We start from the raw sequence: 12,585 nt of genomic DNA, 5'->3' as shown, positions 1-12,585 counted from the left end.
GCTCAGGGCCGAATCACGGACGCGCCAGACGGTGGCTGGAACTTGAAATCGCCCGCCTTCAAAGCGGCGTTGTCGCGCCATTCGCTGAATGTGAGCACCGAGCGTTGACCCAGGCTGTCCTCGATGTCGAGCACCGAAAGCCTGCCCTGGCGAAAGCCGACTCGCACCATCTGCAACTGGCCGTCGCGGTCCTTCGGGCGTGCCTCCAGCCATTCCAGGCCGTCGCGAGCGGGCGCCGCCTTGAGCTCGAACGCTTCCGACAGCCCCTTCATGTCGGCACCGGAGGCAATCAGCGCGGCGGGTGTGCTGCCGAGCGCGTCCTTCTGCGACCGCGACGTCACCTGGTTCAGGTCCACGTCGTGCAGCCACAGCGTCTGCCCATCGGCCACGATGGTCTGCTCGAAGGGTTTGGTGTACTGGAAACGGAAGAGGTTGGGCCGCAGGAATTCGAAGCGGCCCGTGGAGGTTTTGCTGCGTGCGGTGGTCTCGTTGCTGCGCTTGGGTGACGTGACCACCTGCGTGAAGCTGGCTTGTGCGCTGTTCACCTCACGCAGGAATTTTTCCAGGTCCTGCATGCCGTCGGCCTGAGCACCAAAACTCGACCATGCGAGGACGCCGGCAAGAAGAAGTTGTTTCATCATGAGGGGTCTGACCCGTTTGCGCCCACTTGGTTGCAGGCCTGGTTCAATCGCCGCGCGAAGGCATGAGAATGTCGCGCTGGCCGCTGGAGGTGAGCGCACTCACCAGCCCTGCCTTCTCCATGTCTTCCAGCAGGCGCGCGGCGCGGTTGTATCCAATCTTGAGCTTGCGCTGGACATAGGAAATGCTGGCCTTGCGGTCCTTGAGCACGATCTCCACGGCCTGATCGTAGAGCGCATCCTTCTCGCCTCCGCTCTCACCGCCGCCTTCACCGAACAGGTCGCCGCCCTCGCCATCGCCGACGCCGCCTTCGAGAACCCCGTCGATGTAGTTGGGCTCACCGCCCTGCTCCTTCAGATAGGCCACCACGCGGTGCACCTCATCGTCGCTCACGAAGGCGCCGTGCACCCGGATCGGGAAACCCGTGCCCGAAGGCATGTAAAGCATGTCGCCCATGCCCAGCAGACTCTCTGCACCCATCTGATCAAGGATGGTGCGGCTGTCGATCTTGCTGCTGACCTGGAAGGAAAGCCGGGTCGGGATGTTGGCCTTGATCAGGCCGGTGATCACGTCCACGCTGGGTCGCTGTGTGGCCAGAATCAGGTGGATGCCGGCCGCGCGCGCCTTTTGTGCCAGGCGGGCGATGAGTTCCTCGATCTTCTTGCCCACCACCATCATGAGGTCGGCCAGTTCGTCGATCACCACCACGATGTAGGGCAGGCGTTCGAGAGGCTCGGGCTGTTCGGGCGTCAGGCTGAACGGGTTGCCGATGATCTCGCCCCGCGCCGTGGCGTCATCGATCTTCGTGTTGAAACCGGCGAGGTTGCGCACGCCCATCTTGCTCATGAGCTTGTAGCGCTTCTCCATCTCGGCCACGCACCAGTTCAATCCGTTGGCGGCGTGCTTCATGTCCGTGACCACCGGCGCCAGCAGGTGCGGAATGCCTTCATAGACGCTCATTTCCAGCATCTTGGGGTCGATCAGCAGCAAGCGCACATCGCGCGCATCGGCCTTGTAGAGCAGCGAAAGAATCATGGCGTTGATGCCGACCGACTTGCCCGAACCGGTGGTACCTGCCACCAGGCAATGCGGCATCTTGGCAAGATCCGCCACGATGGGCTGCCCACCGATGTCCTTGCCCAGGCCCATGGTCAGCATCGACTTGGCATCGTTGTAGACCTGAGAGCCCAGGATCTCGCTGAGCTTGATGGTCTGGCGCTTGGCATTGGGCAACTCCAGCGCCATGAGATTCTTGCCCGGTATGGTCTCGATCACGCGAATGGACACTAGCGAGAGCGAGCGCGCCAGGTCCCGCCCGAGGTTGACGATCTGCGAACCCTTCACGCCGGTAGCCGGCTCGATTTCGTAACGCGTGATCACCGGACCCGGCGCGGCTGCCACCACGCGCACATCCACACCGAAGTCCTTGAGCTTCTTCTCGATCAGGCGGCTGGTCATCTCCAGCGTCTGGCTGTCCACGCCGGCCTGATGCTGCGGCGCGCTGTCGAGCAGATCCACCTGAGGCAACTTGCTGTCGGGCATCTCTGCAAACAGTGGCTTCTGGCGTTCCTTGGCCACGCGCTCGCTCTTGGGCACGTCCACGAGGGTAGGTTCGATCACCACCGGCGTGGGGTGCAGTTCCTCGATCTCGACACGCTCCACCTTCACCACCTCTTCGCGCTCGCGGGCAGCCTTCTCGCCAATGCGCTGGTCTTCCACCGCCTCGCGTTTCTCGCGGCGCGCCTCGAACCACCCGTCCAGCGTATGCCCCACCACCTCGGCCCAATGGCCCCATGAAAAACGGAAGACGGCAGGCAGGCAGGCCAGCAGCAGCGCAAGCATGGCAATGGCCGCGCCATTGAAGCCCAGCCAGCGGGTTGCGATCGGCCCCAACGCGTGACCCAGAACACCGCCGGCATGGTCGGGCAGCAAGGCTTCCAACCGATACAAGCGGCTCCATTCCAGCACGGCACTTGCCGCGAGGAGCATCACGATGCCCAGCGCATACAGGCCGCGTCGCGCCCACGGGCGCTGCCACGGCCGCATGGCCTCGAGTTCCTGTGCCGTGGGGCCTTGCGTGCCACGGATCCAGCGCGCCAGCGCCGACAGCCAAGCCCGCACCCCGGCCAGAAAACACCACCACACGGAAAAGCCCAACAGGTAGTAACTCCAGTCGGACAACAGCGCTCCCAGGCGCCCACCCCAGTTGCCCACATCGGTCGATGTGCCCGTGGTGCTCCATGCCGGATCGGCGAGCGAATGACTCAACAGGGCCAGCAGCCAGAAGAGCAACGCGGCAGCCCCCAGCACCAGGACGATCTCCTGGGCAAAACGCGACACGCCCACCGCAGGCGCGGCATTGCGATCGGCATTGAGGGTATTGAGTGAATAGGTCATGAGCCTTGCGGTTTTTCTTCCGCAAGCTTACCCCAAGCAGGGGCCATCTCCAGGCGCCGACAAGGCGCCTCTAGGCGGTTCAGCGCCCCTCAGCCCAGTGAGTTGAGGCGTTCCTTGATGATCGTGCTGCCGTCCTCGGCCAACTCGATGAAACCTCGGTCTTCCAGGTCCTTCATGACCCGGCTGACCATCTCACGCGACGCACCGATCATCTTGGCCACGTCCTGGCGCGAGACGCGATCCTTGATGACAAGTTGTCCGTCCTTGTCCGGCCGGGCAAATTCCAGCAGCGCACGGGCCACTCGGCCATACACATCCATCAGCGCGAGGGACTCGATCTTGCGGTCGGCATGACGCAAGCGCTGCACCAGGCCCTTCATGACGGCGTAGGCCATGGAGGTGTTTTCCGGCAGGCAACGTGCAAATTCGGTACGCCCCAGGATCAGCACGTCGGTCTGCACCTCGGCTTTCACCGTGGCGGAATGCGGCTGGTTGTCGATCAGGCTCATCTCGCCCACATAGTCGCCAGGGTTCATGGTGGCCAGGATCACCTCGCGACCACGGGTATCGGTGGTCACCACACGCGCGCGCCCGGTGAGCACGATGGCCAGGCAATTCGACTTCTTGCCCTGTTCGACGATGCACTCACCGCGCTTGAAGCGGCGTTTGATGACGGAATCAGCGACCGCCTCGGCCTGGGCCTGTGTCAAAGTGGAGAACAGCGGCACCCGGCGGATCAGATCGAGATTGGACAGAAGCGACATGCGTGTATTCCTTGGTTCAGCCAGCGCGGACAGCGCTCTTTCATACAATGAGCGGCACACACTGGGCACTTCACGGGACTGGTTTTCCACCCGCTGGCGCCCACATACCCTACTACTCTAAACCACTTGGCTCCAATTCCGATGGGGCTCGCCACATGAAACACGCGAAAGTACTCATCCTGGGTTCAGGCCCTGCGGGCTACACAGCCGCCGTCTACGCTGCGCGCGCCAACCTCAACCCGGTGCTCATCACGGGCATTGCACAGGGTGGCCAGCTCATGACCACCACCGACGTGGACAACTGGCCCGCCGACGCCGATGGCGTGCAGGGCCCCGACCTGATGCAGCGCTTCCTGGCGCATGCCGAGCGCTTCAAGACCGAAATCATCTTCGATCACATCAACGCCGTGGATTTCAGCAAGCGGCCTTTCGTGCTCAAGGGCGACAGCGGCGAGTACAGCTGCGACGCGCTCATCATTGCCACCGGCGCATCGGCCAAGTACCTCGGTCTTCCCTCGGAAGAGTCCTTCATGGGCAAGGGTGTGTCGGGCTGCGCCACCTGCGACGGATTCTTCTACCGCGAGCAGGAGGTCAGCGTGGTGGGTGGTGGCAACACCGCCGTGGAAGAGGCGTTGTACCTCTCCAACATCGCCAGCAAGGTGACGCTGGTGCATCGCCGCGACACTTTCAAGGCAGAAGCGATTCTGGTCGACAAGCTGATGGAAAAGGTCGGTGCCGGCAAGATCGAGCTCAAGCTGCACAGCACGCTCGATGAGGTGCTGGGCGATCAGACCGGCGTGACCGGCGTGCGCCTGAAAAGCGTGAAGACCGGTGCCACCGAGGACGTGGCGGTCAAAGGCTGCTTCATCGCCATTGGCCACCAGCCCAACACCGACATCTTCAAGGGCCAGCTCGACATGAAGGACGGCTACATCACCACCCGCTCCGGCCTGCAAGGCATGGCCACCATGACCAGCGTGCCCGGCGTGTTCGCCGCCGGTGACGTGCAGGACCATGTGTACCGCCAGGCCATCACCAGCGCCGGTACCGGCTGCATGGCCGCACTCGACGCCCAGCGTTTTCTGGAGCAAACGCCGTCCTGACTTCGCTCGGTCTGGCCATATTTCTCCACCTTGGCTATAATTGCGGGCTTTGCTGACATTGCCCGGCGTACCGGGCTTGACGCAGATTTCGGGTTACCGCCACCCATTCCTGGCGAGGTGAGGCTGATCGGCTCATCCGGAAGCACTTCCGGGTCGCGGCCAGCAGCTGTTTGAAAATGATCGGAGTGTCCTCATGGCACGCGTCTGCGACGTCACGGGCAAGAAGCCCATGGTCGGGAACAACGTTTCCCACGCCAACAACAAAACCAAGCGCCGGTTCCTGCCGAACCTGCAATACCGCCGTTTCTGGGTCGAGAGCGAAAACCGCTGGGTGCGTCTGCGCGTCTCTGGCGCTGCTCTGCGCCTGATCGACAAAAACGGCATTGATGCCGTGCTCGCCGACCTGCGCGCACGCGGTCAGGCTTAAGGAGAACCGAACATGGCAACCAAAGGCGCACGCGAGAAGATCAAGCTGGAATCCACCGCTGGAACCGGCCACTTCTACACCACCACCAAGAACAAGAAAACCACGCCCGACAAGATGCTGATCAAGAAGTTTGATCCGAAGGCACGCAAGCATGTGGACTACAAGGAAATCAAGCTCAAGTAATTGAGCGATTCCCAACAAAAAACCCGCTGTTCTCACAGCGGGTTTTTTTGTTTCCCAGACGGGCTACTTCATGCGTGGGCGGAGCGCAGCCGAATGGAGAAATCGCGCAGAGCGGCAATGCCGCTTTCTTCCGCCCGGCGGCACCAGGCCTGCAGGTCGGTGGCGAGTTGCTCACGCGTCGCATTGGTGCTGGACCACAAGGCGCGAAGCTCCTCGCGCATGGTCACCATCTTGTCGAGCACCGGATGCTCGGCACGCACCTGGGCGAGCTGGGGCTTGACGCTGGCGGGCACCTTGTCATCGTCGCGGTGCAGCCAGCGGCGCGCCGCCTGCAACACCGTGGCATCGCCCCGGCGACTCTGCAGGTTGTCGATTTCGCGCTTGCAGGCCGCGCGCATTTCGCGCGCATAACCCGCCATCACTTCATAGCGGTTGGCGATGATGGCTTCCAGTGTCTTCTCGTCGGCCACGGCCCGCACGGCGCCATATGCCATCTTGGGAGGCACCTTCTTCACCGAGGCCAGGCCGACCGAGCGCAGGATGCTGATATACATCCAGCCGATGTCGAACTCGTAGGGTTTGACGGACAACTTGGCCGAGGTCGGGTAGGTGTGGTGGTTGTTGTGCAATTCCTCGCCGCCAATCAGGATGCCCCAGGGCGAAACGTTGGTGCTCGCATCGGCAGCTTCGAAATTGCGATAGCCCCACCAGTGGCCGATGCCGTTGATGATGCCAGCGGCTGTCACAGGAATCCAGATCATCTGGATGGCCCAGACGGTCAGGCCCAACGCGCCAAACAGGGCCACGTTGATGATCAGCATGAGGCTCACGCCCAGTTTTGACTGGCCGGTGTAGAGGTACTTCTCCACCCAGTCATTGGGCGTGTTGTGGCCGTAACGCTCCAGGGTTTCCTGGTTCTTGGCTTCCGCGCGGTAGAGCTCGCTGCCTTCGTAGAACACCTTCTTGATGCCGAACACCACGGGGCTGTGGGGATCGCCTTCGTGCTCGCACTTGGCGTGGTGCTTGCGGTGAATGGCCGTCCACTCCTTGGTCACCATGCCGGTGGTCAGCCACAGCCAGAAGCGGAAGAAATGAGAGGCGATGGGGTGCAGGTCCAGCGAGCGGTGCGCCTGATGACGGTGCAGGTAGATGGTGACGCTGGCGATGGTCACGTGGGCAAGCAGCAGGGCCACGAGGATGGCCTGCCACCAGCTGGCACCCGTCAGGCCCTGATCCAGGAAGCGGACCAGACCATCCCAGACGGACAAGAAAACCTCGAAAACAGATGAAGACATTGAATTCCTAAAGGAACGCCCGGTACTTTCCCGACATGGCACGACCGGCACCCAGGCGCAGGGTGCCGGCGAAACACCGTGATTTTAAGGTAGGGGGTGCAAATCACCAACCTGAGGATCCACGATGTGGAAATCAGCCCTTGAGATTCGTCGTTTTAGCGGATTTTCAAGGCTTTTTCCGCCAGACGGCCGCGAAGAAGCCGTCAGTTGAATGCCGATGCGGCCACAAACGCAGCCACTGACCCGCATTTCCCGCGCACAACGCATTTGCAGCCCCTACATGAAGCGCTTCCAGGATGTCGGCCACGGGCAAGGGCTCAAAGCCCGTCTGGGCAGCCGAAAAGGCCTCCGCCACGGCCTCATTCTCCGTCGGGAGCAGGCTGCAGGTGGCATAGACCAGGCGCCCACCCGGTTTGAGCAGGCGCGCCGCGCTGGTCAGGATGGCCAGCTGGAGTTGGGTCTGTGCGGCCACGGTCTGGGGCGTCTGGCGCCACTTCAGGTCCGGATTGCGTCTCAGGGTTCCCAGACCAGAACAAGGGGCATCCACGAGGACCCGGTCGATCTTGCCGGCCAGGCGCTTGATGCGGTCGTCCCGCTCGTGGGCAATGGCAACCGGGTGGACGTTGGAGAGACCGCTGCGGGCCAGCCGCGGCTTGAGCGCATCAAGGCGGTGCCCGGAGGTGTCGAAGGCGTAAAGCCTGCCGCTGTTGCGCATGGCAGCCCCGATGGCCAGCGTCTTGCCGCCAGCGCCCGCGCAGAAGTCCACCACCATCTCACCGCGCTTGGCATCCAGCAACAAGGCCAGTAGTTGCGAGCCCTCGTCCTGCACCTCGACCTCACCTTCCACGAAGGCCGGCAGTTTGGCGAGCGAGGGTTTGCCAGCCAGACGGATGCCCAGTGGCGAGTACGGCGTGGGATCGGAGGCAAGGCCCGCCTGGCGAATCGAAGCAAGCGCGGCTTCGCGTTTGGTCTTGAGCAGATTCACCCGCAAGTCCAGTGGCGCGGCCTGGTTCAGGCTGGCCACCAGCGCGTCGAAGTCATCGCCAACCTGCTCACCCAGCGCGGTCGCCAGCCAATCTGGCAGGTTGTGCCGGTGCTGCGACATCAGGTCGGCATCGGACACGGCGTCGCAATGGTCGAGCCAGGTCTTTTCGGGTTCCGTCAGCGCGCTCTTGACGAAGGCGCGATCGCCCGGGAACGCGAGGATGGCGAGTCGGCGCCACTTGGAGCCGCTGCCGGATCTGGCCAACCACTCCAGTTTCAGGCGCTCGCGCAGGACGGCATAGACGGTGTCCGACAGCGTGGCCCGCTCGCGCGGGCCAAGGGAGCGGTTCTCACGGAAATGGCGCGCGACGACGGCGTCTGCGGGGTGCTCGAACTTGAATACCTGCTCGATCAGGCTGGCGCTTTCGTCCAGGAGGGCTTTGGGGTGCATGAGGCGTATTGTCCACCGGGGATAATCGAGGGCTATGTCTGAAATCTCCGACCAAGTACGCCGCCGTCGCACCTTCGCCATCATTTCCCACCCCGACGCCGGCAAGACCACCCTTACCGAAAAGCTGTTGCTGTTCTCCGGCGCGATCAACATCGCCGGCAGTGTGAAGGCTCGCAAGGCCGCGCGCCACGCCACCAGCGACTGGATGGAGATCGAGAAGCAGCGCGGCATATCGGTGGCGTCGTCGGTGATGCAGATGGAGTACCGCGATTGCGTGATCAACCTGCTGGACACCCCGGGCCACCAGGACTTCAGTGAAGACACCTACCGCGTGCTCACCGCCGTGGACGCCGCGCTGATGGTGATCGACGCCGGCAACGGTGTGGAGCCGCAGACCCGGCGGCTGCTGCAGGTTTGCCGCGCGCGCAACACGCCCATCCTGACCTTCGTGAACAAGATGGACCGAGAGGTGCAGGCACCCCTGGACCTGATGGACGAGATCGAGCGCGAACTCGGCATGACCGTGGTGCCCTTCACCTGGCCTGTGGGCATGGGCAAGACCTTTCGCGGCGTGTTTGACCGCCGCACCGACCAGATGCGCGTGTTCGCCGCCGGTGAAGACCGCCGCGGTGGCGACGAAGACGTGCTGGCTGGCCTGGACAATCCCGAAAGCGTCAAGCGTTTCGGCGCCGAGTTCGAGCAGGCGCGCGACGAGCTGGAACTGGTAGCCGGTGCCTCGCCCGCCTTTGAGGAAGACCAGTTCCTGGCGGGCAGGCAGACGCCCATGCTGTTTGGCTCCGCCGTGAACAACTTCGGCGTTCGCGAGGTACTGGATGCCCTCGTGGACCTGGCGCCACCGCCCGGCGATCGCCCCGCGATCCAGCGCGTGGTGCATCCTGAAGAACCGAAATTCAGCGGTGTTGTCTTCAAGATCCAGGCCAACATGGACCCGGCGCACCGTGACCGGATTGCTTTCGTGCGCGTGGCCAGCGGTCATTTCGAGCGGGGCATGAAGCTCAAGGTGGTGCGCTCGGGCAAGGACCTTCGACCCAACACCGTGGTGAGCTTCCTCTCGCAACGGCGCGAATTGCTCGACGAAGCCTTTGCGGGCGACATCATCGGTATCCCGAACCACGGCGTACTGCAGTTGGGCGACACGCTCACCGAAGGGGAAAGCCTGCAGTTCACCGGCCTGCCCTTCTTCGCGCCGGAAATCATCCGCAGCGTCGAGGTGGCAGACCCGCTGCGCAGCAAGCAGTTGCGCGCGGGCCTCACGCAGTTGGGAGAAGAAGGCGCGATCCAGGTGTTCCGTCCCGTCGCCGGCTCGGTGCTGCTGCTGGGCGCGGTGGGTCAACTGCAGTTCGAAGTGGTGGCGCACCGCCTGGAGCACGAATACGGTGTGAAGGCGCGCATCATGAACAGCCCCTACCAGGTGGCGCGCTGGGTGACCTGTGCACCCGAGGACGGCGGTGACGTCGAACTCAAACGTTTCATTGACGCCAACAGCCACCGCGTGGCACTGGACGCAGTCGACGCGCCCACGCTGCTGGTGGACCACGCCGCCACCTTGCGCGCAGTGGAAGCAAACTGGTCGAAGATCAAGTTCCACGCCATGCGCGAGCACGCGGGGCTGGTGTTTGCAAAATCGATGTGACACCCCCGCGCCGCGCCTTCGGCGCGTCACCCCCTCAAGGAGGCAACGCCTGCGGCCCGGCAAAGCCGGTTCCGCGGCGTTTCTGGACGACTCATCCCTTCTGCAGCAGCGCTTCGATCGCTCGCGGATAAATGACGTGTTCCTGCGTCAGCACCCGCGCCGCCAGCGCATCGGCTGTGTCGCCGGGCAGCACCGGCACCACCGCCTGCTCCAGGATCTCACCGTGATCCAGTTCAGCAGTCACACGGTGCACGGTGGCACCGGCGAAGCGGCAACCCATGTCGATCGCGCGCTGGTGTGTCTTGAGTCCGGGGAACGAAGGCAGCAGGCTCGGGTGGATGTTCACGAGGCGGCCCTCAAAGTGCCGCACGAAACCCGGCGTGAGGATGCGCATGAAGCCCGCCAGCACCACAAGCGCGGGTTCGTGGCGATCGATCTCACTCATCAGGGCTGCGTCGAATGCCTCGCGGTTTTCAAAGGCAGTGTGGTCCAGCGCGGCGGTGGCAATGCCCTGCTCTTTCGCCCACGACAGTCCCTGCGCCGCGGCCTTGTTGCTGATCACCGCGGCCACGCGCGCACCATGGCGATGCTGCCAATGCCGCGCACGCGCCGCCTCCACGATGGCAGCCATGTTGGAGCCGCTGCCAGAGATCAGAATCACGATGTTCTTGTTCACGCCAGACATGGCCGGGAAGTGTAATGACCTCAGACTCGCAATACCCCGCAACCCCTCGCCCGCGCGGCCACGATTTCGCCCAGCGCCCGCTCTCGGCCGCTGAAGCTCGCGTGCTGGGCACGCTCATGGAAAAAGCGCGCACCGTGCCGGACAGCTACCCGCTCACGCTCAATGCGCTGGTGACAGGCTGCAACCAGAAGTCCAGCCGCGAGCCGGTGATGAACCTGGCCGATGCGCAAGTGCTGGAGGCGCTCGATGACCTGCGCTCGCTGCACATGGTGCTGGAGGGCAGTGGCAGCCGCGTGACGCGGTACGAACACAACTTCACCCGCGCGGCGGGCGTGCCCGAACAGTCCGCCGTGCTGCTGGGCATGCTGATGCTGCGCGGCCCGCAGACCGCCGGCGAGCTGCGACTGAACACCGAGCGCTGGTACAAGTTCCTCGATATCGCTTCGGTGGACGGTTTCCTGGAGGAACTGCAGGAACGCAGCACCGACAAGGGCGGGCCGCTGGTGGTGAAGCTGCCCCGCGCACCTGGCGCGCGGGAACAGCGCTGGGCCCACCTGCTGTGCGGCCCCGTGGACATCACCGCTCCGGCAGGCGCTCCTCAAACCAGCGCGGCCACCGAAGACGAGCTGATCGCCCTGACCCGCCGCCTTGCTGCACTGGAAAACACGGTGGCCAGCCTGCAGGACCAGTTGCAGAATCTGAACGAACAACTCGGCTTGTCGCAGCCCGGACAGTCATAAAACGAACGGTCGTGCGAAACTGGCCGACGTCGATCAACTTGCCGGCACCCCGTGGTGGCGGCCCTCAGGAGACAAACCCATGGATCTGGCATTCACGCCCGAAGAGCAGGCGTTTCGCGAAGACATCCGCGCCTGGGTCAAGGCCAACCTGCCCGCCGAGATTTCCCACAAGGTCCACAACGCGCTGCGCCTGACGCGCGACGACATGCAGCGCTGGGCGAAGATCCTTGGCAAGAAGGGCTGGCTGGGCTGGGGCTGGCCCAAGGAATTCGGCGGTCCCGGCTGGAACGCGGTGCAGAAGCATCTGTTCGAAGAGGAATGCGCACTGGCGGGTGCGCCCCGCGTGGTGCCCTTCGGCCCGGTGATGGTCGCGCCGGTCATCATGGCCTTCGGCAACAAGGAACAGCAGCAGCGTTTTCTGCCCGGCATCGCCAGTGGCGAAGTGTGGTGGAGCCAGGGCTACAGCGAACCAGGCTCGGGTTCGGATCTCGCCTCGGTGAAATGCCGCGCCGAGCGCCAGGGTGACAAGTACATCGTCAATGGCCAGAAAACCTGGACGACGCTCGGCCAGTACGGGGAGTGGATCTTCTGCCTGGTGCGCACGAGCAACGAAGGCAAGCCACAGACCGGCATCTCCTTCCTGCTGATCGACATGAAGTCGCCCGGCGTTTCGGTGCGACCCATCAAGCTGCTGGATGGCGAAAGCGAAGTGAACGAAGTCTGGTTCGACAACGTCGAGGTGCCGGCGGAGAACCTGATCGGCGAGGAGAACAAGGGCTGGACCTACGCCAAGCACCTGCTGAGCCACGAACGCACCAACATCGCGGACGTGAACCGCGCCAAGCGCGAACTCGAACGCCTGAAACGCATTGCCAAGACCGAAGGCGTCTGGGATGACCTGCGCTTGCGCGACCAGATTGCGCTGCTGGAAGTGGACGTGGTGGCGCTGGAAATGCTGGTGCTGCGCGTGCTCTCGGCCGAGAAGTCGGGCAAGAACTCGCTGGACATCGCCGGTCTGCTCAAGATCAAGGGCAGCGAGATCCAGCAGCGCTACAGCGAACTCATGATGCTCGCGGCCGGCCCCTACAGCCTGCCCTTCATCGAAGAGGCCATGGAAGCCGGTTGGCAAGGCAATTTCCCTGGCGGCGTCAACGCCAACGCACCGCTCGCTTCCACCTACTTCAACATGCGCAAGACCACCATCTACGGTGGCAGCAACGAAGTGCAACGCAACATCGTCGCGCAGACGGTTCTGGGCTGAGG

General features: G+C 63.5%; 12 protein-coding genes. 6 read left to right on the top strand and 6 right to left on the bottom strand.

The annotated features are described in order from the left end of the window. Nucleotides 1-2: 2 nt before the first annotated feature. From lolA to ACTIF6_RS21135, 3 genes are all read right to left on the bottom strand, one after another. The gene (gene lolA / locus ACTIF6_RS21145) at nucleotides 3-638 is read right to left on the bottom strand and encodes an outer membrane lipoprotein chaperone LolA (RefSeq protein WP_439589870.1); all 636 of its coding nucleotides are present in this window, start codon (nucleotides 636-638) and stop codon (nucleotides 3-5) included. Between the two features lie 46 nt (nucleotides 639-684). Next, complete coding sequence (locus tag ACTIF6_RS21140) at nucleotides 685-3,036, bottom strand: DNA translocase FtsK (RefSeq protein WP_439589802.1); 2,352 nt, start codon at nucleotides 3,034-3,036, stop codon at nucleotides 685-687. 89 nt (nucleotides 3,037-3,125) lie between these two features. Next, nucleotides 3,126-3,800 carry a Crp/Fnr family transcriptional regulator gene (locus ACTIF6_RS21135; RefSeq protein ID WP_086125474.1) on the bottom strand — a complete coding sequence of 225 codons (675 nt, stop codon included), beginning with the start codon at nucleotides 3,798-3,800 and terminating at the stop codon, nucleotides 3,126-3,128. A gap of 155 nt (nucleotides 3,801-3,955) precedes the next feature. Here ACTIF6_RS21135 and trxB point away from each other — a divergent pair, with 155 nt between their 5' ends. From trxB to rpmG, 3 genes are all read left to right on the top strand, one after another. Then, nucleotides 3,956-4,903, top strand: a complete 948-nt coding sequence (gene trxB / locus ACTIF6_RS21130; RefSeq protein WP_439589801.1) for a thioredoxin-disulfide reductase — start codon at nucleotides 3,956-3,958, stop codon at nucleotides 4,901-4,903. A 193-nt stretch (nucleotides 4,904-5,096) separates the two neighbouring features. Further along, nucleotides 5,097-5,330: a 50S ribosomal protein L28 gene (rpmB, locus tag ACTIF6_RS21125; protein ID WP_056269541.1), complete on the top strand. Its 234-nt coding sequence runs from the start codon at nucleotides 5,097-5,099 to the stop codon at nucleotides 5,328-5,330. Between the two features lie 12 nt (nucleotides 5,331-5,342). Next, the gene (rpmG, locus tag ACTIF6_RS21120) at nucleotides 5,343-5,513 is read left to right on the top strand and encodes a 50S ribosomal protein L33 (RefSeq protein WP_066268084.1); all 171 of its coding nucleotides are present in this window, start codon (nucleotides 5,343-5,345) and stop codon (nucleotides 5,511-5,513) included. Nucleotides 5,514-5,581: 68 nt separating this feature from the next. On the opposite strand, the gene ACTIF6_RS21115 is transcribed toward rpmG, so the two are convergent. Next, entirely contained in the window at nucleotides 5,582-6,808 is a 1,227-nt protein-coding gene (locus tag ACTIF6_RS21115) for a DesA family fatty acid desaturase (protein ID WP_439589800.1), read from the bottom strand. Between the two features lie 166 nt (nucleotides 6,809-6,974). After that, nucleotides 6,975-8,243 carry an RsmB/NOP family class I SAM-dependent RNA methyltransferase gene (locus ACTIF6_RS21110; RefSeq protein WP_439589799.1) on the bottom strand — a complete coding sequence of 423 codons (1,269 nt, stop codon included), beginning with the start codon at nucleotides 8,241-8,243 and terminating at the stop codon, nucleotides 6,975-6,977. Nucleotides 8,244-8,277: 34 nt separating this feature from the next. On the opposite strand from ACTIF6_RS21110, the gene ACTIF6_RS21105 reads away from it, so the two are divergent. Next, on the top strand, nucleotides 8,278-9,897 hold the full coding sequence (locus tag ACTIF6_RS21105) for a peptide chain release factor 3 (protein WP_439589798.1): 1,620 nt from the start codon (nucleotides 8,278-8,280) through the stop codon (nucleotides 9,895-9,897). Between the two features lie 91 nt (nucleotides 9,898-9,988). Here the strand turns inward: ACTIF6_RS21105 and purN are convergent, their stop codons facing one another. After that, on the bottom strand, nucleotides 9,989-10,528 hold the full coding sequence (gene purN / locus ACTIF6_RS21100; protein ID WP_439589869.1) for a phosphoribosylglycinamide formyltransferase: 540 nt from the start codon (nucleotides 10,526-10,528) through the stop codon (nucleotides 9,989-9,991). 68 nt (nucleotides 10,529-10,596) lie between these two features. On the opposite strand from purN, the gene ACTIF6_RS21095 reads away from it, so the two are divergent. After that, complete coding sequence (locus ACTIF6_RS21095; RefSeq protein WP_439589797.1) at nucleotides 10,597-11,322, top strand: YceH family protein; 726 nt, start codon at nucleotides 10,597-10,599, stop codon at nucleotides 11,320-11,322. Nucleotides 11,323-11,401: 79 nt separating this feature from the next. Then, on the top strand, nucleotides 11,402-12,583 hold the full coding sequence (locus ACTIF6_RS21090; protein WP_439589796.1) for an acyl-CoA dehydrogenase family protein: 1,182 nt from the start codon (nucleotides 11,402-11,404) through the stop codon (nucleotides 12,581-12,583). The last annotated feature ends 2 nt before the right edge of the window (nucleotides 12,584-12,585 follow it).

The sequence above is a fragment of the Hydrogenophaga sp. genome, assembly GCF_051860785.1.
Lineage (GTDB): Bacteria > Pseudomonadota > Gammaproteobacteria > Burkholderiales > Burkholderiaceae_C > Hydrogenophaga.
The sequence above is the reverse complement of the archived record's forward strand: the minus strand, read 5'-3'. Positions and strand labels throughout refer to the sequence as shown.